The sequence below is a fragment of the Prevotella sp. CAG:255 genome (genome assembly GCF_000431195.1).
GTDB lineage: Bacteria > Bacteroidota > Bacteroidia > Bacteroidales > Bacteroidaceae > Prevotella > Prevotella rara.
Genome location: NZ_HF986818.1, coordinates 77,099 through 102,423 on the forward strand (window position 1 = coordinate 77,099; position 25,325 = coordinate 102,423).

14 protein-coding genes and 1 pseudogene are annotated in these 25,325 nt (G+C 48.5%); 8 read left to right on the forward strand and 7 right to left on the reverse strand.

The genetic code is table 11. The features are described 5' to 3' along the window. Positions 1-270, forward strand: a pseudogene (locus tag QVO66_RS08415) (phosphohydrolase); the annotation flags it as partial. A 298-nt stretch (positions 271-568) separates the two neighbouring features. Here the strand turns inward: QVO66_RS08415 and QVO66_RS08420 are convergent. The 3 genes from QVO66_RS08420 to QVO66_RS08430 form a co-directional block, all read right to left on the reverse strand. After that, a complete protein-coding gene (locus tag QVO66_RS08420) occupies positions 569-994 on the reverse strand; it encodes an Hsp20/alpha crystallin family protein (protein WP_021855028.1) in 426 nt (141 codons plus the stop codon). Between the two features lie 208 nt (positions 995-1,202). After that, on the reverse strand, positions 1,203-2,144 hold the full coding sequence (locus QVO66_RS08425) for a Ppx/GppA phosphatase family protein (RefSeq protein ID WP_021855029.1): 942 nt from the start codon (positions 2,142-2,144) through the stop codon (positions 1,203-1,205). A gap of 198 nt (positions 2,145-2,342) precedes the next feature. Further along, a complete protein-coding gene (locus QVO66_RS08430; RefSeq protein ID WP_021855030.1) occupies positions 2,343-4,424 on the reverse strand; it encodes an RNA degradosome polyphosphate kinase in 2,082 nt (693 codons plus the stop codon). A gap of 912 nt (positions 4,425-5,336) precedes the next feature. On the opposite strand from QVO66_RS08430, the gene QVO66_RS08435 reads away from it, so the two are divergent. The 7 genes from QVO66_RS08435 (at position 5,337) to QVO66_RS08465 (ending at position 15,246) form a co-directional block, all read left to right on the forward strand. Beyond that, positions 5,337-6,365, forward strand: a complete 1,029-nt coding sequence (locus QVO66_RS08435; protein WP_021855031.1) for a lysylphosphatidylglycerol synthase transmembrane domain-containing protein — start codon at positions 5,337-5,339, stop codon at positions 6,363-6,365. A 78-nt stretch (positions 6,366-6,443) separates the two neighbouring features. Then, a complete protein-coding gene (locus QVO66_RS08440; protein ID WP_053398978.1) occupies positions 6,444-7,901 on the forward strand; it encodes an aminoacyl-histidine dipeptidase in 1,458 nt (485 codons plus the stop codon). A gap of 513 nt (positions 7,902-8,414) precedes the next feature. After that, positions 8,415-9,953: a BACON domain-containing protein gene (locus QVO66_RS08445; protein ID WP_021855034.1), complete on the forward strand. Its 1,539-nt coding sequence runs from the start codon at positions 8,415-8,417 to the stop codon at positions 9,951-9,953. A 546-nt stretch (positions 9,954-10,499) separates the two neighbouring features. Next, entirely contained in the window at positions 10,500-11,426 is a 927-nt protein-coding gene (locus tag QVO66_RS08450; protein WP_021855035.1) for a magnesium transporter CorA family protein, read from the forward strand. 160 nt (positions 11,427-11,586) lie between these two features. Then, the gene (locus tag QVO66_RS08455; RefSeq protein ID WP_441295430.1) at positions 11,587-13,431 is read left to right on the forward strand and encodes a DUF349 domain-containing protein; all 1,845 of its coding nucleotides are present in this window, start codon (positions 11,587-11,589) and stop codon (positions 13,429-13,431) included. Between the two features lie 42 nt (positions 13,432-13,473). Continuing rightward, positions 13,474-14,148 carry a tetratricopeptide repeat protein gene (locus tag QVO66_RS08460; protein WP_021855037.1) on the forward strand — a complete coding sequence of 225 codons (675 nt, stop codon included), beginning with the start codon at positions 13,474-13,476 and terminating at the stop codon, positions 14,146-14,148. Between the two features lie 18 nt (positions 14,149-14,166). Beyond that, positions 14,167-15,246, forward strand: coding sequence for a nucleotidyltransferase domain-containing protein (locus tag QVO66_RS08465; protein WP_021855038.1), 1,080 nt, complete (start codon positions 14,167-14,169; stop codon positions 15,244-15,246). Positions 15,247-15,901: 655 nt separating this feature from the next. On the opposite strand, the gene QVO66_RS08470 is transcribed toward QVO66_RS08465, so the two are convergent. The 4 genes from QVO66_RS08470 to QVO66_RS08485 form a co-directional block, all read right to left on the reverse strand. Next, positions 15,902-17,506 carry a DUF5060 domain-containing protein gene (locus QVO66_RS08470; protein WP_021855039.1) on the reverse strand — a complete coding sequence of 535 codons (1,605 nt, stop codon included), beginning with the start codon at positions 17,504-17,506 and terminating at the stop codon, positions 15,902-15,904. A gap of 47 nt (positions 17,507-17,553) precedes the next feature. Then, a complete protein-coding gene (locus tag QVO66_RS08475) occupies positions 17,554-19,002 on the reverse strand; it encodes a family 43 glycosylhydrolase (protein ID WP_369678047.1) in 1,449 nt (482 codons plus the stop codon). Positions 19,003-19,211: 209 nt separating this feature from the next. Then, entirely contained in the window at positions 19,212-21,254 is a 2,043-nt protein-coding gene (locus QVO66_RS08480; RefSeq protein WP_021855041.1) for a RagB/SusD family nutrient uptake outer membrane protein, read from the reverse strand. 20 nt (positions 21,255-21,274) lie between these two features. Further along, positions 21,275-24,565, reverse strand: a complete 3,291-nt coding sequence (locus QVO66_RS08485) for a SusC/RagA family TonB-linked outer membrane protein (RefSeq protein ID WP_288172753.1) — start codon at positions 24,563-24,565, stop codon at positions 21,275-21,277. Positions 24,566-25,325: the final 760 nt, after the last annotated feature.

Below are 25,325 nucleotides of genomic sequence, written 5' to 3' on the forward strand. Positions count from 1 at the left end.
GAAGGAATGCCGCGCCATGCACGCGTATGCGAACGGCATACAGGCGCAGGGCTGTCGCTTCAGGAGATTGTAAGCCGCAACCTTCCGCTGCCGCATACCGACCTGCTGCCCGAGACGCTTGAAGAACAGGTGATATGCTATGCCGACAAATTCTTCTCAAAAACACGGCTCGACCGCGAAAAGACCATCGAACAGGCAGAAAAGAGCGTTGCGAAACACGGCGAAGAAGGCCTGAAAAGGTTCTGCCGATGGAAAGAAATGTTCGAATAAAGCCTGTCTTACCCTATAGTCTCAGACTTTAACATCAATAGGTAATCAGCATCAAGCCCGCCATTCACCTTACGCCGGGTGCATTGCCGCCATATCCTCAACTGATATAGCGTGGGCGTAAATAAGGTAAAAGACTATAATCAGCCCGACATAAGACAAGGACCACACCGGGCACAAACAACCATCTGATAAAAAAAACTTTGTTGATAAGCCATGGAACGCTGTTCCACGGCTTACCAACAAAGTATAATTTATATTATCAATTAAAGTTACCGTCTGCTTTCAGACTGCCGAACTGTTATCCTACAACAATCTGGCGCACAACATTCTTTTCCTCTTTGCGTATCTTAGGAAGCACAACCGTAAGCACGCCGTCGCTTACTTTGGCTGATATCTTCTCCTTGTCAACATCGTCGGGCAGTATCAGTGTCTGCTCAAACTTGCTGTAGGCAAATTCACGACGCAGATAGTGAGCCTTTTTCTCCTCCTCAGCATTGTTCTTCTTGCTCTCCATCTTTATTGACAAATCGCCGTCCTGGTTAAGATGAACATTGAAGTCTTCCTTCGTCATTCCCGGCGCAGCAACCTCAACCTCATAATCTATTTCGCTCTCTTTTACGTTTATTGCCGGAGCTGTAGCATTGGCTTTAGGCATGAAGTCTGTGTCAAAGAAATCGTTAAACACGTCGGGTAACCATGAATTCTTGCGATTAACTGGTATCATAATTATATTCTCCTATTTTTAATTGTTTTTTTATTTCTGTTCTGTGATGAGCTTCAAATCTTGTTGTCGGCTCTCACTAAGATATATTACAACTTACGTACCAGCATAAAAAAGCATGACATTTTGTCTGAACTACAAGACAAAATGTCATGCTGAATATATTTCTATACCTTCTGCCAAGCCGCATCAACGATGCTGCACAGAAGCATCAGTCTTCATCATCGCCTGCCTCATCAGCGTCGCTTTGCTCAGGCTTGATGTCGCAGGCTGAATACTTGTCGCGGTAAAATCCGTCTACAATGCTGTCGGCAAGGCTTATGTTAGGCACCTGCACTGAGTCGCAGCCAAGAGCCTCGGCCGCCGTGATGAATATCTCGGCTGCAGGAATGATAACGTCTGCACGGTCTACCTTGAGCCCATACTGCTCTATGCGCTCCTCTACACTTAGCACCTTCAGCTTAGAGTAAAGGTCTTTTATCTCATCAACCGTAACATATCTGTTTTCGCGCTTTGCATGTGTAAGCTTGAACAGCTTGTTGATGTTTCCGCCCGAACCTATTATCCTTATGTCGGGCATGTCCTTGGCAAATCTTTTCAGGTCGGCCTTCATCTTCTCGACGGTCTCCTTCGACACCATGCCACCCAACATTCTCAGCGTACCGATGTTGTACGACTGGCTGTGAGTGAGCGCACCGTCGTGAAGCAGAGAAATCTCAGTGCTGCCTCCGCCTACGTCGATATAGGCATAGTTGCCCTTTGCGCTGCCGATGTTCTCAACGATGTTGTTGCACAGCAGTCGCGCCTCTTCCCTGCCGTTGATAATCTCTATGTCTATGCCTGTTGACTTGCGGAGCTTATTGAGCACCTTCTTGCCGTTCTCGGCGTCACGCATGGCCGATGTGGCGCATGCCCTGTAGTCGTCAACCTGGTTGAGTTTCATTATCTGCTTGAAGGCCTTGAGCATGTGCTTCATCATGAGCATACGCTCCTTAGAAATCTTGCCGAGCGTAAATACGTCTGAACCCAGGCGCAGGGGCACACGCATATACATCACGCGTGATATCTGCTGCGTGCCGTCTTCGGTTGTTCTGAAGTTCTTTATGAGCAGTCGCGCTCCGTTAGAACCTATATCAATAGCTGCTAATCTCATATCTGTTTTTAATTTTAAAACTGTTTATCAAATCATCATTTCATACAGTAAGCTATGCATCGCATAACACACTGACACACAGACCGTTACAAACCGCAATACAAAAGGTCATGTTTTAGGCTGCAAAAGGCCGTCTTTTACATGACGAAAGGGCACCTTTTACAGGCCAAAATGCCACCTTTTGGAAACTGGCCGAAATCATTCGCCCTGACCGGCAGCCCTGGCTTCAGCCATATATGCGTTGTAAAGCTCCTCCTGCGAGCGGAACGGGCGGCCGTCTTCAACCTCCTGTATCACGTTGGCTCCGCTGCCGTCCACGATGCGTCCGTTGGTGGTGTCGCGCAGTCCGTAGTCAACCGTGCGCATAAGGTCTTTCTTCATGTCCTCGTCATAAACCGGAGCCATCACCTCGATGCGGTTGAGCAGGTTGCGCGGCATCCAGTCGGCACTGCCGATAAAGAACTTCGGATTGCCGGCATTGCCGAATATCAGTATGCGCGAATGCTCCAGATAGCGGTCTATTATACCAACGGCATGCATGTTGCCGCAAAGTCCCTGACGGCTTGTTACGAGCGAGCAGTTGCCCCTGAGCACGATGTCTATCTTCACGCCGGCCTTCGACGCGGCATAAAGTTTCTCTACAACGTCCGGCTCGGTTATATGGTTTATCTTCATCTTTATCCATGCCTCGCAGCCCGAGCGCGCATTCTTTATCTCCTTGTCGATAAGACTTATTATCCTTGTCTTCATCGAGTTTGGCGACACCATAAGCTCTCTGAACCTGAACTGCGAGAACGGACGGTCGATAAAGTCGAACACCTTCTTAACCTCAGCCACGATACTCTTGCGCGCCGTCATCATCAGATAGTCGGTGTACACCTTGGCGTTACCTTCATGGAAGTTGCCCGTACCGACACAGGCAATGCTGCCTTTGGTCGACTCTATATAGAGCAGCTTAGAGTGAACCTTAAGTCCCTCCACGCCATATATCACGTTTATGCCTTCCTCCTGCATGCGCTTGCTCCAGCGTATGTTGCTCTCCTCGTCGAAACGGGCAAGAAGCTCAACCACGGCCGTAACCTTCTTGCCGTTGCGTGCGGCGCATATCAGTGCCTTAACCACCTTTGAGTCTTTAGCCAGTCGGTACAATGTGGTCTTTATCGTCTTAACCTCCGGCTTTAGCGCAGCCTCACGCAGCAGGCGGATATACCCGTCGAACGAGTGATACGGCACATGGATGAAGAGATCCTTGCGGCGTATCTGGTCAAGAATGCTCTCCTGAGCAAGGAATTCTGGCTTCATCACGTGAGCCCATTTCGGATATTTCAGTTCGTCGTGGCCGCAGTCGGGGAATCCCATCAAGTCCTTGTGGTTCTGATAACGGCTGCTGCCCAAAGACACATCGAGCTTGCTCACGTTGAGTTTGCTCATCAGTTTCTTCTTCATCTCCTTGGGCATGCTCTTGTCGTAGATAAGTCTCACGGGCTCGCCGTGCCTGCGGCTGCTCACGCCCTTGGCAATTTTCTCAAGCACGCCGTAGTCGGAGTCGTTGTCCATCTCCATCTCGGCGTCCTTTGTAAACTTAAACGAATACGACTCAAATACGGCCGGCTTGAAGCCGATGAATATCAGCGGAAGGCAGTATCTAACTACATCGTCGAGATACATTATATTATCGAAGCCGTCTGACGACGGCAACTTGATAAAGCGTCCGTTCTCCCTGTCGGGCACCTTTATTATGGCCAGACTGCTCTTCGGGCGCGACGAACCGCTCGTTATGTCGGTCTTTCTGACAAGAAGATAAATACGGTTGTCCTCAAGCTGCCCTATCTCGCCTATCTCCGAATACCATATAGGGTTTGTGTAGCCGTTAAGGCGCTCGTGAAAGAAGTTTGTCAGAAATCTTTTCTGCTCATCGTTCAGCTGCGTTTCGTCAAGCATTCTTATGTTATGCTTCTCCAGGCAGTCGAACACATGGTCTATAGCCGAGGTGTACTCCTGGCTGTAGGCAGAGTTGAGCTTGTTTATCTTCGCCATGGTCTTGCGTATCGTGTCGTGCTGTCTGCGCACTTCCTTATTGTCAGACTCAAGCAGACGGCTGAGCGAAGCCATACGTACACGGAAAAACTCGTCGAGGTTGTTAGAATAAATACCCAAAAATGAGAGTCTTTCAAGCAATGGTATGTTTTCCTTCTGAGCCTCCTGAAGTATGCGATGGTTAAAATACATCCAGCTTACATCACGCTCAACATAACGTTTCTCCTTTTTGTTCTTGGCCATAACTCCTACTTCTTTGATTATTGTTTGTCCGTTTTCATGTCCCTGTTGCATGCATCATGGCCGGCACTGCGGCAAATACGGCATACGGCCGGCGCTGCAACAGCAATAACACTTATATTAATTTATTTTGCAAAAATATAACTATTATCCAACATTGCCGCTGTATTACATATTAAAATGATAATAAAATATCGTTACAAAGGCGTTTTCCTGCAACAATTTATCTGCATGTCTGCGATATGTCTGCCAAGTTTATGGCATGTACCGGGCAAAAGATATCATCACCAGACAAGACCAAACAAAACATAGAAACTTTCCGTCCATGCATTTTCCTGTTATCTTTACAAAAGGCATACATCTGCACACCCTCCACCATGAAGGCCAATATGACAGCCGCTGCAATACCGTTGCCACCGGGAACTGCACAAAATCATCAAGCAAAACAAACTCATGATACGGCAAGCTGCCATGCCGCTACAATAGCCTTAGTCGAATATGGACCAGCGCGGACGAGCATAACGACAGGACCATTGCGGCATATCTCAAGAAAAGATACGGAAACAGAAGGAGCCGGACGACAGACTTCGGCGACTGATTTGTGATGAACGACCATGTATTTCAGCTGAACACCTGCGTCCAAGACTAAGCCTCCGTTTCACATAAAAAAGTGTGCTTCAGGACAATAAACCATACACCTTACGGCAACAAGCGTACACACATACCGCACACAACGGCAAAAAAGCTCTAAAGAAAATATAATTCTTTAGTGTCAAGACGCGTATTTTGAAAAAAAAATTGTAAGTTTGCATAGACAATAATGCATGCGGCAGACCGAATGAGGCATGGGTCGACAGCAAGCCACAAGGCTTAAGCAAGGCTCTGCACGGTCTGGAAAGAAAACATTTGGCAAGCGTGAATACAAGAAAAACAGTAAACAACATACTCAAAATAGCATTTCCGCTGCTGTTCGGCGGGGCGATACTCTATTGGATGTACCGCGACTTCGACTTCAGAAGCATCGAGAACATACTCATCAACGAGATGAGCTGGACATGGATGCTGCTGTCGTTCCCGTTCGGCATACTTGCCCAGATGTTCCGCGGATGGAGATGGCGACAGACGCTTGAGCCTGTCGGCGAATATCCCAGAAGTTCAACGTCGGTCAACTCGATATTCCTTTCTTATGCAGCAAGCCTCGTAATACCCCGCATCGGAGAGTTCACACGCTGCGGAGTGCTCAAGAGATACGACGGAGTGTCGTTTCCGAAAGCTCTCGGAACCGTTGTTACCGAAAGAGCCATCGACACGCTGCTCATGCTGTTTGTCACCATGCTGACACTGCTGATGCAGATGAGAGTGTTCACGACATTCTTCTCAAAGACCGGCACAAGCATGGATTCTATCATCAACCGGTTCTCAACCACAGGCTATATCGTAACCGCAGCATGCGCCATAGCCGCAATTTTCTTGATCCACATACTGCTAAAAAAGCTCTCAATATATAATAAGGTGAAAGCTACCATGGGCGGAATATGGCAGGGAGTGATATCGCTGAAAAGCGTAAAGAACGTTCCCCTGTTCATATTTTACACTCTTGGGATATGGGTAAGCTATTTTCTGCATTACTACCTGACGTTCTTCTGCTTCGACTTCACGTCGTCGCTGGGCTTCCAGTGCGCCCTCGTTACGTTTGTGGTGGGCAGCATTGCAGTGATTGTCCCAACGCCTAACGGAGCCGGTCCGTGGCATTTTGCCGTGAAGACCATGCTCATCCTATACGGCGTGAGCGACACTAACGCCCTCTACTTTGTGCTGATAGTACACACGGTGCAGACCATGTTGGTCATACTGCTCGGCATATACGGATGGGCAGCGCTGGCATTCACCAAGAAGAGACACGCCGCACATACGGCGGAAACACAGATTTCGGCAAACATATAACAATAAATATGGACATACCGAAGTGCCGGCATACGGCGCGGAGGGACTGACCTGATAACAATTTAATCTATAATGACTATGAGCGAAATTAAAAATCTCAAACCGGAGTGCATCTGGAGAAACTTTGATGCACTGACACAGGTTCCACGTCCGTCAGGACATCTGGAGAAAGTTCAGCAGTTCTTGCTCGACTTCGCAAAAAACACAGGCGTTGAAGCATTTAAAGACGAGGCTGGCAACATCGTTATGCGTAAGCCCGCCACACCCGGCATGGAAAACCGCAAGACGGTGATTCTGCAGGCACACATGGACATGGTTCCACAAAAAGAAAAGACAAGTACTCATAACTTTGAGACTGACCCGATACAAACTTACATCGACGGCGAATGGGTAAGGGCTAAAGGCACAACTCTCGGAGCCGACGACGGTCTGGGCGTGGCTGCCATCATGGCTGTCATGGAGGCTAAAGACCTGAAGCACGGACCTATCGAGGCACTGATAACAGCCGACGAGGAAACAGGCATGTACGGAGCAAACGGACTGCCCGGAGGCGAACTTGAGGGCGAGATTCTGCTCAACCTCGACACCGAACAGGAAGGCGAGCTCATCATAGGAAGCGCAGGCGGCGTTGACATTACAGCCACTCTCGACTATCAGGAGGCTGAAAGCGACAAGACAGACGCAGCCGTTAAAATAACAATAAAGGGCCTGAAGGGAGGACACTCTGGTCTGGAAATATGCGAAGGCCGCGGCAATGCCAACAAGATGATGGTAAGAATAGTACGCGAGGCTATAGCAGAAGACGAGGCTTGCCTGGCAAGCTGGCACGGCGGAAACATGCGCAATGCCATTCCGCGCGAGGCTGAAGTAGTGCTCACTCTGCCGAAAGAGAACGTTGAAGACCTGAAGGCTATCGTTGCCGAATATAAGGAGACATTCAACAACGAATACAAAGGCATAGAGAGCGACATCGAGGTTGTAGCCGAGGACGTAGCACTGCCCGAAATGATCGTGCCGCAGGAAATTCAGGACAACCTGGTTGACGCCATCTACGCAGCACACAACGGCGTATGGCGCTATATCCCCACAATGCCCGAAATTGTAGAGACATCATCTAACCTTGCAATAGTTGACATCGACGGCGGCAAGGCTGCCATTAAGATTCTTGCCCGCAGCTCAAGCGAGACAATGAAAGAGGATCTGTCAACATCGCTCGAGAGCTGCTTCAACATGGCCGGAATGAAGGTTGAGTTCAGCGGCGCTTACGGCGGATGGGACCCCAACACCGACAGCGAACTGATCAAGGTTATGCGCAACATCTACAAGAACCTGTTCAACGAGGAGCCGACAGTTCAGGTGGTTCATGCCGGACTGGAGTGCAGCATCATCCTGTCTAAATATCCGGGTCTCGACATCTGCTCGTTCGGTCCGACACTGCTGTCGCCCCACACTCCGACAGAGCGTGCCCACTGGCCGTCAACAACCAAGTTCTGGGATCTGCTCGTAAAGACTCTCGAAGAGATTCCGGCTAAATAATTTTAGCTGAAACGATAAAAATTACACAAACCTAATACATGCTGAAGGCGGAAGGCAAAGGGCAAAATGAGCCCCGAACCTTCCGCCTTTTCTGTTGCAGCACCTGGCATAAGAACGCCATAAACACGCCACATGACAAGAAGCGGAAAATCATGCCTGCACGACAAATTAATGACGATGCACACAGCCGATTTGCAAAAGGCCACAAAACGCACTGCAAAAGGGCATCTTTCAGAGGCTAAAAAGCTGTCTTTCGGAAGACAAAAGGACACCTTTTGCAAGCATACTCATAACCAACTGATTTTCAAGACGATACACAACGTCTAAAATTTATACGGCATACATCAACCTGCAACGACGACAACACGCCATAAACTGATGTGCCACAAGATATAAAAAGAGTCACAACACCTATTGCACCTGTAAATAAAAAATCACGGAAAGCCGTGAAATGCAGGACACAAAGACTTTATATTTTCGCAACATGCAATCGTTAATAAAAAATATAAAGCAATGAAAAACTTTTATCAACTATCACTATGGTGCATCATGGCATGCACTCTTCCACTGACATTATCATGCAGCAGCGACGAAGAACTGTCGCCCGGCCCTGATCCCGACCCAATTATTCCCGACAACGGCATTGTCAGCCTGTCGGCAGAAGGCCAACAGGCCGACGTAACCATACCCACGGCACAGCCCTGGGAGGCAGAATCGTCGGCCGACTGGCTGCAGTTGTCGCAGATGGGTGGCAAAGGCGGCGAGAGCGTAAAGATTATAGCTGCACGCAACATCACCCGACAAGAGCGCATTGGCTACATACGCCTGAGCAACGCGGCCGGCACACGCGCCGCGGCAGACTCAATGCAGATTGTGGTGAAACAGCCGGCAGCAGAGAGCGAGACTACGGGAGTGGTGCTGACATCTGCCTGCTACCGCGACGGCAAAGTGTATGTAAAGATATACAACGGACGCTCGTCTGAAAGCAGCATGCAACAGCTGGGGATAGTGAGCGGCAGCAGTTTCAGCTTCACTGATCCCGACGCCACCTATCCCGAAAAGGAACCTATCGTGTATATAAAGAAAGGTCAGGAATATGAGGCATGCCCTTATGTCATCCTGAATGCCGACGGCGAGGCCAAAGGCAAATTCTCTATTGCAGGCGAGGCATCTGTAAATACACTGCGCGTAAAGCAGAACATCGTCTACAAAAAAGAACTTGGCGAGCTGGGCAACAGCGGCTCTGCCACCACCCACTTCACCGACGGCACCACTATATACATAGGCGGAGGTATAGTGGAAAAGACCAACCTGGGATATGAACAGACCGTGACAACCAATGAACTGCGCTCATACGACACAGCGACAGGCGCCGAAAAAACATACGCCGACATGCCCGTCAGCGGTCAGGGCGCATGCTGGAACGGCACACCCGTAATCATAGGCGACGGCGGAATATATTATCTCGCATCAGGAAAATGGAACCTTGCCGCCACGCACAACGGAGAAGTAAAAGCCGCCAGCATTAACAACAACATTATCTATGCCGTAACCGACACCCACATCTGCGCATACAGACTTGACAAAGACAGCAACGGCAACATAACAGCCACGGCAGACGGCAAAACAGCACACGGCACGACATTCGGCGAAAGCACACGCGCCACATCTGACGGCAGGGGCAGCACATGGCTGCTGGACGACAGCCGGCACACGGCATACATGATAGACGGCAACAAACTGACGGCGCAACGCTGTGCCCCAGCCGACTCGCTCGCCTCCGACTTCAGTTTCATCGGCGTTGCCGGCGGCTATATCTATGCCTTGAGCAACGGTTCAGTAGTGCGCTACGAGACAGGCAGCAGCAACCCGCAACCGCTGAAGATGCTCGGCACATTCAGCTGGACAGGCGAAACAGAATGTGTAGACGGAGTGTTGTATAACTTTGGCGGACTGACCAACTTCCGCGGCACGTACACCGCATCGAAGCAACTGAACCGCTTCTCGCCATCCGACTATGCGCCGATATCCGTCTCGATATTGCCCGAATAGACCGGCACTACACATACAGTCAACACAAAATGGCAGCTCAGCCACAATTGGTCATCAGTATTCGGCAGAATCAATGTTATCTATTGAGCCTATTATAGTCTGAATTTTAGCTGAAATGACGGCCAAATAAACAAAACATCAGACGGCATGACGACAATATAAAAGAACAAGACAGAGAAAGCATCAGACTGCTAATAGGATTAAGACACATGCTGCGGAATGACCGATTGGGGCTTCAAGGCTCTATACGCCGACAAAAAGGCTATAGAGCCTTGGTTTAATTTACATAAGCACAACTAACACGACAAAAACCGAACAAAGAAACGCAACAAGCCATTGTAACACAATTTAAATACAAAATTAAAATTCATTTCATTCATTTTTATTTTGAGATTAGCCCAACTTGCAGTATCTTTGCACCGCAAAACAGAAATTTTAATTTATTCATGGACGATTATTACGCGGAAAATATGAACTTGTAAGCGCGGAGGTTTGCTCATTGATGCTGACCGCCGTGCAGTCATAACCGTTTCGGAGGATTAGCAAATGAGAACATATTGGAACACAACCAAAGGCCTTAGGCAGATTGGCGAGTGGGAGCCTAACTGCTGGATACAAGTGACATGCCCGACGGAAGAAGACCAGCGTCTTCTTGAAAATGAATTTAAGATTCCCGATTATTTCCTTTCTGACATCAGCGATAATGATGAGCGTGCCCGTTATGAATACGATGACGGCTGGATGCTCATAATCCTGCGTATACCTTTTGTAAAGGAAATCAGATCGAGAACGCCCTACACCACCGTGCCGCTCGGCATAATACACAAGCGCGACGTAACCATCACGGTGTGCTTTCACGAAACAAACATGATGATAGACTTCGTGAGCTATCAGCAGAAGCGCGGCGAGGGCTTCACCGACTACGTCGACATGATTTTCCGCCTGTTCCTCTCTTCGGCCGTATGGTATCTGAAACGGCTGAAGCAGATAAACAGCCTGATTGAAAAATCAAAGCGCAACCTTGACAAGGAAGTGAACAACGAGTCGCTCATAGGCCTGTCAAGACTGCAAGACTCGCTGACCTACTTCATCACATCCATCCGCGGCAACGAGAACCTTCTGGCAAAGCTGAAGTTCAAGCTGCAGGTGGACGAACTCGACGCCGACCTGATTGAGGACGTAAACATCGAGATGAGCCAGGCGCGCGAAACCACAAACATATACTCTGACATTCTCGAATCTACCATGGACACATATTCGAGTATCATCAACAACAACATGAACACCGTGATACGTACGCTCACCTCAGTGTCGATTATCCTGATGTTCCCCACGCTCATAGCCAGCCTGCTCGGAATGAACCTCATAAACGGCATGGAACAATGGAAATACGGCTTCGTGATAGCCATAATAGTATCCGTGCTCATTTCAGGCATATCATGGTGGATTTTCCGCCACAAAAGGCTCATTTAACCCAAGAAAAACGTTTTTTTCCAAATTTATTAGGTATTTACAATATTTTTAATTAAGTTTGCACACCTAAGGTTTTACCTGAAAATCAATTCATGAACGAATAAAAAGTTATATGATGGACTCTCAAGAAAAGACACTCAGCCAAGAGAACACTGAGAAAATGAATGTTGAACTAACCGATAACAACATGCAAGAAAACTGCGCTGCCAATGAAAACAACGCAGAAGTGACAACCGACACCACCGAAACAGGAGAATTTGTCTCAGAAAGTTCTGAAGCTGCCGCACTGAAAAAAGTATATAAAAGCAAAAGCGAAATAATAGAAAGGGTGAAAGAAATCGCACACAGCGACGAGCATCCTCAGAAAGGCGAAATAGATTACCTCAAAACAATCTTTTACAAACTTCACTTTGCCGAAAGAGAAGCTGACATGAAAGCATATCTTGAGGGAGGCGGCGACCCGGCAAACTACAAAGTGCTTCCTGACGAAGACGAAGAGGTGTTTAAGGCTGAGATGGGCGTAATAAAGGAAAAACGCGCCAAACTGTTCCTTGAGCAGGAAAAAGAAAAGCAGGAAAACCTGAAGAAAAAGCTCGACATCATCGAGAAGATCAAAGCTATGGTTACTTCGCCCGAAGAAGCCAACAAATCATATCAGGACTTCAAGAAGCTGCAGCAGGAGTGGAAAGAGATCAAGCTCGTGCCGGCAGAAAAGGCGAACGAGCTGTGGCGCAACTATCAGCTCTACGTTGAGCAGTATTACGACCTGCTGAAACTAAACAGCGAGGCACGCGAATACGACTTCAAGAAGAATCTTGAAATAAAGACAAAGATATGCGAGGCTGCCGAAAAGCTCGGCACAGAGGAAGACGTGATAAGCGCATTCCACCAGCTGCAGAAACTGCATCAGGAGTTCCGTGAGACCGGCCCTGTTGCAAAAGAACTGCGCGAGGAAGTGTGGGCACGCTTCAAGGCAGCATCTACTATAATTAACAAGCGCCATCAGCAGCACTTCGAATCGCTGCGCGCAAAAGAGGAAGACAACCTCACAAAGAAGACCGCGCTGTGCGAGAAAATTGAAGAAATAGCCAAGGAAGAAATAAAGACCGCAGGCGAATGGGAGAAGAAGACCAAGGACATTATCGCCATACAGGCTGAATGGAAGACCATAGGCTTCGCTCCGCAGAAGATGAACGTAAAGATCTTTGAGCGTTTCCGCGCTGCCTGCGACGACTTCTTCAGCAAGAAAGCTGAATTCTTCAAGAACATGAAACAGCAGTTTGCTGAGAATGCCGACAAGAAGAGAGCACTCATCGAGCAGGCAAAGGCTCTGCAGGACAGCACCGAATGTAAGTCGACAAGCGACAAGCTGATAGCCCTGCAGAAGGAATGGAAGACCATAGGAATGGTGCCTAAGAAACTTGGCGACAAGCTATGGAACGAGTTCCTCACTGCATGCAACCACTTCTTTGAGGCACGCAACAGCGCCAACGCCGGCACACGCAACGAAGAGCGCACCAACCTCGAGAAGAAACGCGGCATAATAGAACAGCTGAAAGCACTGGCTGAGAATGCCGGAGACAACATACAGGACAAAGTGCGCGAGCTTATCGACGAATACAACGCTGTAGGCCACGTTCCGTTTAAGGAGAAAGACAAGCTCTACAAAGAGTATCACGACATATTGGACAAGCTTTACAAAGAGCTTAACATATCAACAGCACGCCGCCGTCTCGACAAGTTCAAGAACAACCTGAAGAACGTTGCAGAGAAGGGCGCTGACGCTCTCGACAACGAACGCGCACGCCTGATGCGCCGCTATGAGGCAATCAAGCAGGAAGTTCAGACCTACGAGAACAACCTCGGATTCCTTAACGCTTCGAGCAAGAAGGGCAACAGCCTCATCGACGAAATGAACAGAAAGGTTCAGAAGCTTAAGGACGACATGAACCTTGTACGCGAAAAGATTAAGGCCATCGACGCCGAGAACAAAGACGAAGACTGATTTTCGGCAAGACAGTCAGAACAATAAACATAGATAAGTAAATTGAAAATTAAAATTATCTGCATACTCACGCTATTGCTTGGCGTCACCGCCCTAAAGGCGCAGACGCAAAAGCAATGGCGTGATTCTTTATCTGTAATAAACAGCCAGCTTTATCTTCATCCCGATTCTACGGACCTGTTGCTGCAGAAAGCTGCCGTCAACCTTCAGCTGCTTGAATGGGAAGACGCAGCCGAGACATGCAACGCTATTCTGAAAAAGGATACGGTGAACCTTTCGGCACTTTACTTCAGAGCTTACGCCAACAACAACATGCGCAGGTATGAACTGGCAAGAAACGACTATGAGGACTTTCTGAGAATGTCACCACGCAACATGCAGGCACGACTCGGACTGGCATACACATACATACAGCTGAAGCGCAACGCACAGGCCATGGACGAGTTCAACAATCTTGTTGAAATGTTCCCAGACAGCAGCATCGTCTATGCCGCAAGAGCAGAACTCGAGAAAGAGATGCGCTCATACGAAACGGCACTGTATGACTACAACGAGGCGCTGAAACGCGAGCCCGACAACCAAGACTACATCATTTCAAAGGCAGAAGTGCTCATCAGTATGGACAGGAAGAGAGAGGCAAAAGCCCTGCTCGACCAGCTCGTAAGAAGCGGAGTTGCACGCGGAGCGCTGAAGGATCTGTACGCTAAATGCAAATAACCCGTTTATTGCAGCACAATGACATCAAAGTTTTTTCAGCTTCTGCGGTTTTCTATTGACGAATCACAGCCGGCTCCCGAAGGCATAACTGCCGCCGACTGGCCGATACTGTTCCGCATGGCCAAGGAACAAAACCTTCAAGGCGTTATCTTCCATGGCATTAACCGCCTGCCAAAAGAATGTCTGCCCGAAAAGGAGATGACCATGAGATGGTTTGCCCTAAGCCGCCAGATAGCCAAACTCAACACAAAGGTAAACGTCAACGCAGCTAAAGTTTCTGAAACATTCAGGCGCAAAGGACTCCGCACGTGCCTGCTTAAAGGACAGGGAAACGCCCTGCTCTACCCCGACCCGCACATGCGCACGCCGGGCGACATAGACATATGGGCAGAGGGAGGATACAAGAAGGTGATGAAGACCGTAGGCTATATGGCTCCGGGATGCAAGCGATGCTATCACCACACTGACTTTCCCGACTATGGCGGAACCACCGTTGAACTGCACTACCGCCCTCAGTTTATGAACAATCTGATAAGCAACGCCAGACTGCAGGACTATTTCAGCAAGAACGCCGGCAAGCAGTTTGCAAACATTGTGCAGCTGCCCGACGGAGCCGGTAGCATAGCCGTGCCCACTGCAGCATTCAACCGCATATATCAGATGGCACACATCTCAAACCACTTTTTTCATGAGGGCATAGGTCTAAAGCAGCTCTTAGACTATTACTACGTGCTGCGCCAGGGATTCACGGCAGCCGAACAGCAGGCTGACACACGCACGCTGAAGCGCTGCGGACTTTATAAGATGGCCACGGCGGTGATGTACGTGATGCAGAAGGTGTTCTGTCTCGACGACAAATATCTCATAGTCAAGGCCGACGAGCGGCTCGGCAGATTTCTGCTCAACGAGATTATGCTCTCGGGCAACTTCGGCTTCTACGACAAGCGCATAGATAAATACCGCGGAAGTCAACTGAAAAAGAACATACAGAGACTTGTGCGCGACGCACGCTTCATGCTCATCTTCCCCGGCGAGAGCCTATGGGAGCCCGTCTTCAGGCTCTATCATTTCTTTTGGAGAAGAGCTGCCAGATATTAGACAACGCCGCCACGGATATGCACCAACAGCTGCACGGCGCGCCAACATGTAAAAAACAAATCTTCGAAGTAAATGTAACATGATGCAAAAGGCATCATTCTGCACGCCGAAAGACCACATATTGAGATGCAAAAGGCGGTCTTTTACGCTATAATATGCCGCCTTTTACAAAACACACAACTAAAAAGTTTTTTACAGAAACTCATCACTCGTCACATCACGATGTAGAAAGCTGAATATCAGGCAATTACACTGTGATGAGTTGATTTGCCAACTCGTCACGCCCTCATGACCGATTCCTGCGCGTGATGAGTTCAGACTGCAACTCATCACGCGGTATTCTTCTGAAAATCAGCCACATACGCACGAATGTGACGAGTGATGAGTTTTTATTAAACCCAAATCTGTCATTAGACCGCACATAGCCTTATCTATTTTGTGCATTCATGCTTTCAGCCCGTCTTTTTGTTTCTATTGGCGTCTTTTTGTTAGCATTTTCTTGACATAGCCCGCTATGCCTACGAAAAAAGCTAACAAAAATCCACTCAATATAAAGCAAAAATACAGACCGAATCATAATAGCAGGTTTTGGTTATAACAATTCTACTGACACAAGATATATACTGTACACCAACAGCAAATCACGCAACCGGCACTATTCTGCAGCCGTTATGCGCAGCATAAGATACGGAGCATCGGGAAGACGCACGCTGCCGTGTTTCTTGTCGTAGACACGGTCGCCAACGGGAGCAGTTGTTTCAAACACCTGCGGACATTCGGTTACGGTCATATTCCATGTGTCAATAATCTCAACCTTCATTCTTACGCCCTCCTTAAGACGCGGATACACACCGTTCTTAACAGGCAGTTCGAAAGTCCAGCGAGGCTTAATCTCCTTGCCGAGATATATTATGTAATAGTTTTCGCCGGCCGTGGAAGTGTAAGGGTCCCAGCTGCTGTCGCTCAGCATCAGCGGATTAGGCATGGCGTCAAGGATGTCGCGCATAAAACCTATACGCTTCCATGCCTCGCCCTGGAACGTTCCGCCAATGGCAAGGAAGTCGCGCGAATAGTCAGTAGGACTGTCCATATAGCACTCGCCATGACCAACATAAGTGCCGGCCACAGTGCCCTGCCACATGCGGTAGAGCATCTCCTGCCCGCTCAGGCTGCCCCAGCGGTTGTCCATATTGCCCTCATAGCACACCTCATCGAATATCACGGGCTTCTTATATATATTCCTTACCGTGGCAGCACGGCCGAAGCCCTCCACCGGTGCCTGATCCTGCACGCTGGCATGGGTGTACTCCGGTTCCCAATACTTATAGTATTTTGCCGTGTGGCTGTGTATAGAGCAGAGATGCGAATAAGGGTCGTGCTTCACTATCTCGCGCGTAAGCTCGTCCCACACCTCCGGCTGCCAGTGCCTGAAGAAATCATACTCATTGGCCAGCGACCACCATACATTGCGGAAAGAGCTGACACGTGCAGCCACATAGCGAAGATAGCGAAGATTGACATCCTGCGGCATACGGTCGAAATTCCAGCGGCCGTCGTCGTAAGGATGAAACAATATCAGGTCGGCCTCAACACCTATTTCAGCAAGCATGTCGATACACTTCTCCACATTGTCAAAATAAGCAGGATTAAAGCGTGTGTAGTCCCACTCATATATGGGCCTACCAGACTTGTCCTTCTTTATGCTCTTTATCTCAAAGGGGAAAAGTTCGGGCTCGGGATAGCCTGGATCAAAATTCTGCACAAAGAGCAGCATCCTTATTTTGTTGAACCGAGCCTCGCTGAGCGACTTCACGGTGAGCTTCTGCATATCGGCAGACACATGCATCCAGTCGTATGCCGTGGTGCCGATGGGGTAATAGCGGGTGCCGTCGGCATACTTAAAAGCATACCGGCCGTCCACCACGACAGGACCATGATTGCCGGCAGAAGGACTTACACACTCGAAGCTGCCCTGCTGAGAGTCGAGAGCCTCCAGACTGCTATGCGTTACATAAGTCCACTTGCCGACAGTCTTCGGCATAAAGCGCACCTTGAACACACCGTTACCGGCATAAAATCCGCTCACGGTCATCGTTGTGTCAGGTCCGCTGAATGTTGCCGTAAGCTCCACGTCAAATGGATTGGCAGATGTCTTGGCCTTCATCGCCAGTTCAAATCTGCCCCAGCGCTCAACTGCAGCGGCCGACACAGAGCATGCTACGGCTGCAATCAACAATAAGATTAAACAAAAACGCTTCATAAAAAAGATATTATTCAGTAATTAAAATCATTAAAAACACACGCCTTTCAGTCAGTCACGATTAGTTTAAAGTCAGTAACCTCAACCTCTCCGTCGCCACCGGCATACAGTCCCGGGCGAAGAGACAGAAATCCGTAAACCGTATTATGATGCACGCCTGACACCTCAAATCCCCACGGAAACTTATGCCACGTCTTGCCGTCGGCGCTATACCATGCAGAGAGCACGTCATGGTCGCTGCGCATGCGCAGCCATAGCCGTCCGGTCCGGCATGCCTCGCTACACTTGGAGACAGCCCTGCTTACTTGTCCGCGGCGATAGCGCAGCAGTCCGTCACGGCTAAATCCGTAGCCAAAATGGAAGCGTTCGTCATAATAAGCCACCAATCCGGCCGATGCCCCATCGCCCTTCAGCGTCAGGCATGCCTCTATCTCATATTTATGGGCACTTGTGCGGGCCAATAGCGGTGAGCCTTCTGCCGGCGACTTGCCCTTAGACTTCACGACAATCTTGCCTGGCTTTATGTCAAAGCGTTCTCTTATGTCGTTCTCACGGCATGTCTGCCATACAAAGTCGCCAATGCCCCACACCTTTTTCACAGCAGGCGAAGGCAAGGATATGTCGCCGTCCTTCAGCCTCAGCCACCCGTCCTTCAGCTCCAGTTCGCGCAGCAGGGTCTGACGCCCGAGCGTCTGAAATCCGTTCTCGTAGGCATGGAATATCATGAAGAGCCTGCCGTCGGGCGTGTCTACGACAGAACCATGCCCCTTGCTCCACCATCGCTCATCTCTCGACTGCGTGCGCAGCAACGGGTTAAACGGTGCATTCTCCCATGGACCAAACACGCTTTTGCTGCGTGCCTCCACAACCATGTGGCTGGTAGGCGGTCCTGCCGTGCCGCCTTCTGCGGCAAACATATAGTAATAGTCGCCCACCTTTTTTACGTTGAGTCCCTCCATCGAGAAACTTTCTATATCCCAGTCTTCTGGTATAGGCCAGCCCTTATACACGCTGACAGGCTTTCCGCTTATCTTACATCCGTCGGCCGTCAGCGGATACATGTCGCCCGAACTCATAAGCAGCCATCGCCTGCCGTCGCCGTCAACAACATGCTCCGGGTCAATACCGCCCACATTCAGGTCAACAGGCTCGCTCCATGGTCCTTCAGGACTGTCAGCCCATGTAACCATACTTGTCTTTCCATGGCTGCTCAGCGTCGGAAAGTAGATATAGAACCGCTCGTTGTGCACAACGATGTCGGGTGCCCACACATCTCCGGCAAAATGGTTGAGTGCCGTCGAACAGTAAGTCCAGTTGACCAGGTCGTACGATTTATATACCACAAGTCCGGGAGTGTACACAAATGAGGAGTGAACGAGATAATAGGCATCGCCGTATCTCACTATCGAAGGGTCAGAGTTGTCGCCCTCAAGTATCCTTACCGTGTTGCGGCTCTCGTCGGCAAAGCCGTCTGACGCACTGCTGCCGACAGGCATAAGCACGCCGGCAAGAGCAAGCAGCACACAAGCCATCATATTCTTTTTCATAATCATTCTATTGCATTTTAAATGTCCTGACAGTTCATCAGAAATAAACCTTGCAAAGCCAAGATCGTAAATACCTGGCTTAAACCGGTTGTCAGCCAAGAAAAGGGCCGGCAGACATAATCTCTCCGCCGGCCCACAAAACACATCAACTATTCATATTATTCCTGAGCAAGACCATAACCGTTGGTTATCTTACCCTTCGACTTGCTGAGCACCTCGAAAGGCATAGGCCAATAGTAACGTGGAGGAACGTTGCCGGCAGCCACTCCGGGCAGAAGGTTGCTGTTGCAATAATGATCAGCATACTTCACAATTGTTGCTCCCCAGTCGGTCTTCGTATATCCGTCGGCCTCGAGTGCCTTGGCTTCAGCGCCGTTCGGATCGATGTATTCGAAGAGTCCCTTTATAGCAAGGTTGTTGTCTGTGCCGACCACCTTGTCGGCCACGTCGGTTGTTCTGTAATCAAACTGTCCGCGCCATCCGGGATACAAAGCAGGATTAGACTTGTCGGCATCGTATGTCAGAGGCGAATCCAGATGCACCTTCTTCACCCAGATATAGTTTGATATAACGTTGCCGTTGCTGAACTCATGATATCCCTTTGTCTGAAGGTCGTTCACCATTTCAGTCATTTCGGCACGCACGGCAAGAGCCCTCTCGACAAATTTTCCTGAGCGTATAAGGTCCCAGCGGCGTGTGCCTTCGCCGAGCAGCTCGAGCTTGCGCTCCTGCATGATGACCTCTTTGAGAGCCTCGCCCGAAGCAGATATGGCATGACTGTCGTCGCCGAACGCACGGCGGCGTATGTCGTTGACAATAGCCAGGGCCTCACCGTCCTTGCCAAGTTCTGCCTTAACCTCAGCCTGCATAAGCAGCAGGTCGGCCAAGCGGAGCACAGGCCAGTTGATGCCCGACATACGCTGTGATGTGGTGTACGGAGGATTCATTCTGTTTTCGTCCCACTTGTTGATGGCGATACCGCCGTCGAGCTTGTTTCCTGGAGTGAAGCGCAACATGGCCTCGTTGCCGTCGCCATTGCTGCCGGTAACAGTAACACTTGCGTCACGGCGCTTGTCGCCTTCTTCAAACTCACCGTAATAGAATGTTGGGATAACTCGCAGAGCTGCAAACGACTTACACGGAGCTGCCTGGTTAGAACCGCCGTTAGACGGACGGCCGAAAGCATAAGGATATTCGCTCGAAGTGGTCTGGCCGCTCTGTCCGCCTTGAATGTTGCCTACCTCAAATATTGATTCAGGACTTATCTGCAGGTCGTGAGCATACTGAAAATGACGCTGGAACGGATTGTTGGCATATCCACGGTCGTCAACAGTTACAAGAGTTGCCGTTCCACGGTTCTTTACAGCTTCATCAAGATAATACTCGGCAATTTTGTAATAGTCGAGATAATCGGTGCGGCGTGCATAAATACTCTTATACTCCTCCTTGCCCTTGGTTTCGAGCTGAACGTCACCATAGAGTCCGGGAACATCCGTGCGCACGGTCTGCCAGCCTGCAGAATAAAGGGCTGCCATACCGCAAAGAGCCTCAGCAAATCCGCGGGAGAAGCGCTCTGCTGTTATGCTGCCTTCGCCCAGCTTATACATCAGCGGAGCTGCCTCCTTTAGCATGCTTATCACGTTATCGTAAATATCAAAACGGGAATTAAGCTCATAATCAGTGGCGGCTGTATTCTCATATCCGTAAGGCACATCTCCATAATGCTTTACAAGTTCAAAATAGCAGAATGCCTTCATCGTAAGAGCTTCACCGTAGAGATGTGTCCAGTCGTTTACCTGCCCCTTCTCACGTGCATCTATAAATGCCTGCTTTGTGTCGAGAAGAGAGAGCAGTTCTGAAGTGCGGGCTATGATTGTGTACAGACCGTTAAATCCGCTGTTGCCGGCACCTATGCTCAACTGCTCCGGCTGAAGCCTTGCGTTAGAGTTGTTGAGAGATCCGCTCTCGGGATATGTCTCAGAGTCAGAACCTATCGGGTCGTTCCAGCGATAAGCTCCCATAATACAATTCTGGCGATATTCGGCATAGCACCACGACAATACCTTAAATGTCTCCGTTGTAGAAGATGTCACAAATCCGCCGTCAGCATTCTCTGGCGATGAAGTGTCAAGATAATCACTGCACTGCACAAACGAAAGGCTCAGCGCCAAAGCTGATATATATATAGCTATTTTTTTCATGATTATTGTTTTTTATTTTATCAGAATGTAAGATTTAAACCAACTACAAACGAGCGTGCACGAGGATATGTTCCCCAGTCAAGTCCCGTAGTAGGATATTTTGCGTTATTATGAGCTGTGTCTGCGCTCACCTCCGGGTCAAGGCCTGAATAGCCGGTGAGGGTGAACAGATTATAGACTGTTCCATAGAAGCGGAGCTTGCTGATGCCAACCTTGCGCAACAGATTCTGCGGAAGAGAATAGCCTAAGGTCAGAGTGTTGAGGCGCAGATAGGAACCATCTTCGATAGCAAGCGTTGATGTAGTTCCGTTTTCGCTGTAGCACAGAGGCAAAGTTGAGTTTGCGTTGGCAGCATTAAGCTGCTCGGGAGTTGTAAGATGTACCAGCTGTCCGTCTACGATATCATATATTTTATAGCATCCGTTTACGAACGAGAGCTTGTTCTCATAAGCACCGCCTTCTTTTGCACAGTACATTGAAGCCACTTTGTTTACGTTGTATATGTCGTTTCCGTAACTCCAATTGAAGTACATTCCAAAGTCGAAATTCTTATATGTGGCGTTGATGTTGAAACCACCAGTATGAACAGGATTCATGTCGCCGATTACAACTACGTCGGCCTCATCAATAACGCCGCTGTTGTCTATGTCGCGGTATTTAGGCAGACCTGGATAAGCGTTCTGTCCTGCCGGACGGTCGATGCCGTGTACAGGGTTGATAAACGAGCCGAGGTCGGCAACGCCTTCTTTAAGAACATACAGACCGTTGACATAGTTGAAGTCTTCGGGTTTGTAGAAGCCTTCATAGATGTAGCCTCTGACAAGACCAACCGGACTGCCTTCCTGCAGGATATAATCGTTGCCAGGGAATGTGCTGCTTCCGCACCACTGCGAACTGTAAAGTCCTGTTACGTTCTCAGCAAGTTTGTCGACATTGCCCTTGTTGAAGTTGATGTTCATACCGGCAGTGATGTTCCAGTCTTTATCCTTATAGACAACTCCTGAGAGAGACAATTCTATACCCTTGTTGCTGGTCTGACCTATGTTGTCGTATGTAGCCGTAAATCCTGTTATTCCTGGCAGTGATGTCAGCATAAGGAGGTCTTTTGTCGTATTCCAGTACAGATCGAGAGAACCCCACAGACGGCTGTTGAAGAAACCGAAGTCGATACCGATGTTGCGTGTTATCGTTGTTTCCCACTTCAGGTCTTTGTTGGCCATCTCAGTAGACGACAGGTCATAAGAAGAGAAATATTTCTTTCCAAGATTATACTGCCATCTCAGGTCAGTTTCTGAAGTCCATGTCTGCAGCCACAAATCAGAGTTGATGCCGTCGTTACCAACACTACCATAAGAGAAACGCAGCTTAAGATTGTCGAGCCACTCGCGTGTGCCTCTCATGAAAGGCTCTTCTGACAGACGCCAGCCGATAGCTGCTGCCGGGAAGTAGCCCCAACGGTGATCGGGAGAGAACTTAGAAGAACCATCAGCACGGAATGTCAGCGTGAACAGATAACGGTCCAAAAGCGTATAGTTTGCACGGCCGAAGAAAGACAGGATGCGCTCAGGCACTTCTACACTTGAGAAGAACTTGCTTGTTCCGGCAGCCTTGTCATATTGGTTTATCATGGCAAAAGCATTGTCCTTGCTGAAGTTTGACGGGAAGTGGCTTGCGTCGATTTCTATTTCATCGCCTCCTGAATCAGTAACCTCATGACCGAGCAGGATGTTAAGTTTATGTTCCTGCGGCAAGAACTTGAAATCGTAGCTCATAGTGTTTGTCCAACGGAGTCCCCAGCTGCTGCCTTTTCTCCATTCCACATTACCGGCATAAAGTTTCTCGCCGGTAGCATCGTTCAGGTAGTTGTTGTATATTGCACCACCCCATATTTTGTCTTCTTCCCATTTCTTATTATAAGAAAGGTCTGTGTGATAAGTAAGACCTTCTATGATACGCCAGTTAAGAGACAATGTTCCGCGAAGACGCTGCTTTATATACAGAGGCTCATAGTCGCCGATGCGTGCAACAGGGCTGTAAGTATCCCACTGTGAGTTTCGGCCATACATCTCCATGTTGCCCTCGCGCAAGGCGTTCAGGTCACCAAGGATATTGCCTGTGGCGATAGGACGGAAGCGGTAAGATGATGACAGAAGCGAGCCAGAACCGTTAGTGGTCTTCTCGTCTCCCATGGTACGCTTATCCGAATATCTTGCATCGAGATTGATGTCTACGTTCTTACCAAGTTTCTGATTTACCTTAAATGAGAAACTTGCACGGCGTGCGAAAGAGTTTATCTTCATTCCTTCCTCATCCATATAGCTTGCAGAGAACAGCACTTTGGTTTTGTCTGTTCCTCCAGTCAGCGTAAGGTCATGGTTGTGAGAGAACGAGCTGTTATATACGTCTTTCTGTATGTCATAATGAGAGATATTGCGATAGCTCTCTATTCCTCCGGCATTGTTTCCGGCATATTCGCCTATGCCATAAAGTTTCTCGAACGGAACTCTGTATGCATCACCGCTTGCGGCAGCATTTGCCCATACGAACGACAGATAGTCGTAAGGATTAAGCGTTTCAAGATATTTTGTAGGAGTATTAAACTTTACATATCCGTTGTAAGACACAGACACCTTGCCCTCCTTTGCGCCTTTTGTAGTCACAAGGATAACGCCGTTAGCTCCGCGCGCACCATAGATGGCGGTAGAAGAGGCATCCTTCAACACGTCAATGCTCTCAACCTGATCTGACGGAATGTCGTCGAGCGACTTTACTGTAATACCGTCTACAAGAATAAGCGGATCGTTGCTTTGAGATATAGAACCGCCACCACGCACACGAATAGACACCGAAGCATCAGGACGTCCGTCCTGTGAAGTAATATTTACGCCCGGCAGTTTGCCCTGCATGGCCTGTGCAATGTTAGAAACCGGCATAGAAGCGATGGCGTCGCCTGTTACTGAAGCTACAGAACCTGTGAGGTCTCTGCGCTTGATGGTCTGGTAACCTATCACCACCACTTCATCGAGTGCCTCGTTCTCGGTCTGCATCTTCACGGTGTAGGCATTGCGCGAATCAACTTTCAACATGTAGTCTTCATAACCTATATAAGAGAAAACGAGAGTGGCATTCTCCGGCACGTCAAGTGTAAAGCGGCCTTCAAGATCAGTAGCATAGCCAGACGACGTACCTTGCACACGAACCGTCACTCCGATCATCGGCATGCCCGTCTCATCAATCACTGTTCCGCTAATTTTTTTCTTGTTAACCGAGTTTTTGGTCTGCTCAATGACAGAATTACCGGCATTTGCCATAGGCGGAGATACAACGGCTCCACTAAGCATAAGAACAGACAACCCTGAGACCAGCAGCATGCGGTTACTGCTACGCCACCATTCATGCCTTTTGAAAAAAGCATCTTTTTGAATTGTTTTTTTCATTGCAGTTATTGTTTCTTAAGGTTAATAATTTATTTATAATAAAGATTATTCAAGCAGTTTATCCGTTAAAACGGATTTTTCATATAGATTTAAAGCTTGTTGCAAAAATAGCAAAGCCTTGCATAGGGCTACATAAAAATATGTCTAAAAAACTTAAATTTATGACATGCTTATAAAAGTTAATTAATAAAATTCAAAACAAATAATTACACATTATTATAAATAGAGGCTATTTTATATCATTTATACATGCCAGCCGTAAAATATCAATAAACACAAGAAAAATAGAACACCTCGCTACAGCTTGACATTTACACTAATTAACCCCATTAAGCATGGAAGTCAAAGCGAGCATGCCATGTCAATGTTGCTGAGATACAAAAAAGTGAAGAATTGACACCGGAAACATAAAATAGATATTTTCAGCAAGCAGCAATAAATTTTGCTTAGACATTCATATCTCCTGCGAGTCTGAACAGAAACTGAGACTATAAATATTTAATGGGAATTTCAGGGCAAGGGATTATTTTACTGCCGGCAACCAATATAACTTTACAAATGTGACCCGGAAAAATTTTCAGTGCCAATATTATCCGGGCACAAACTCGGCTCACCCGATAAATAGTGGGGAAAG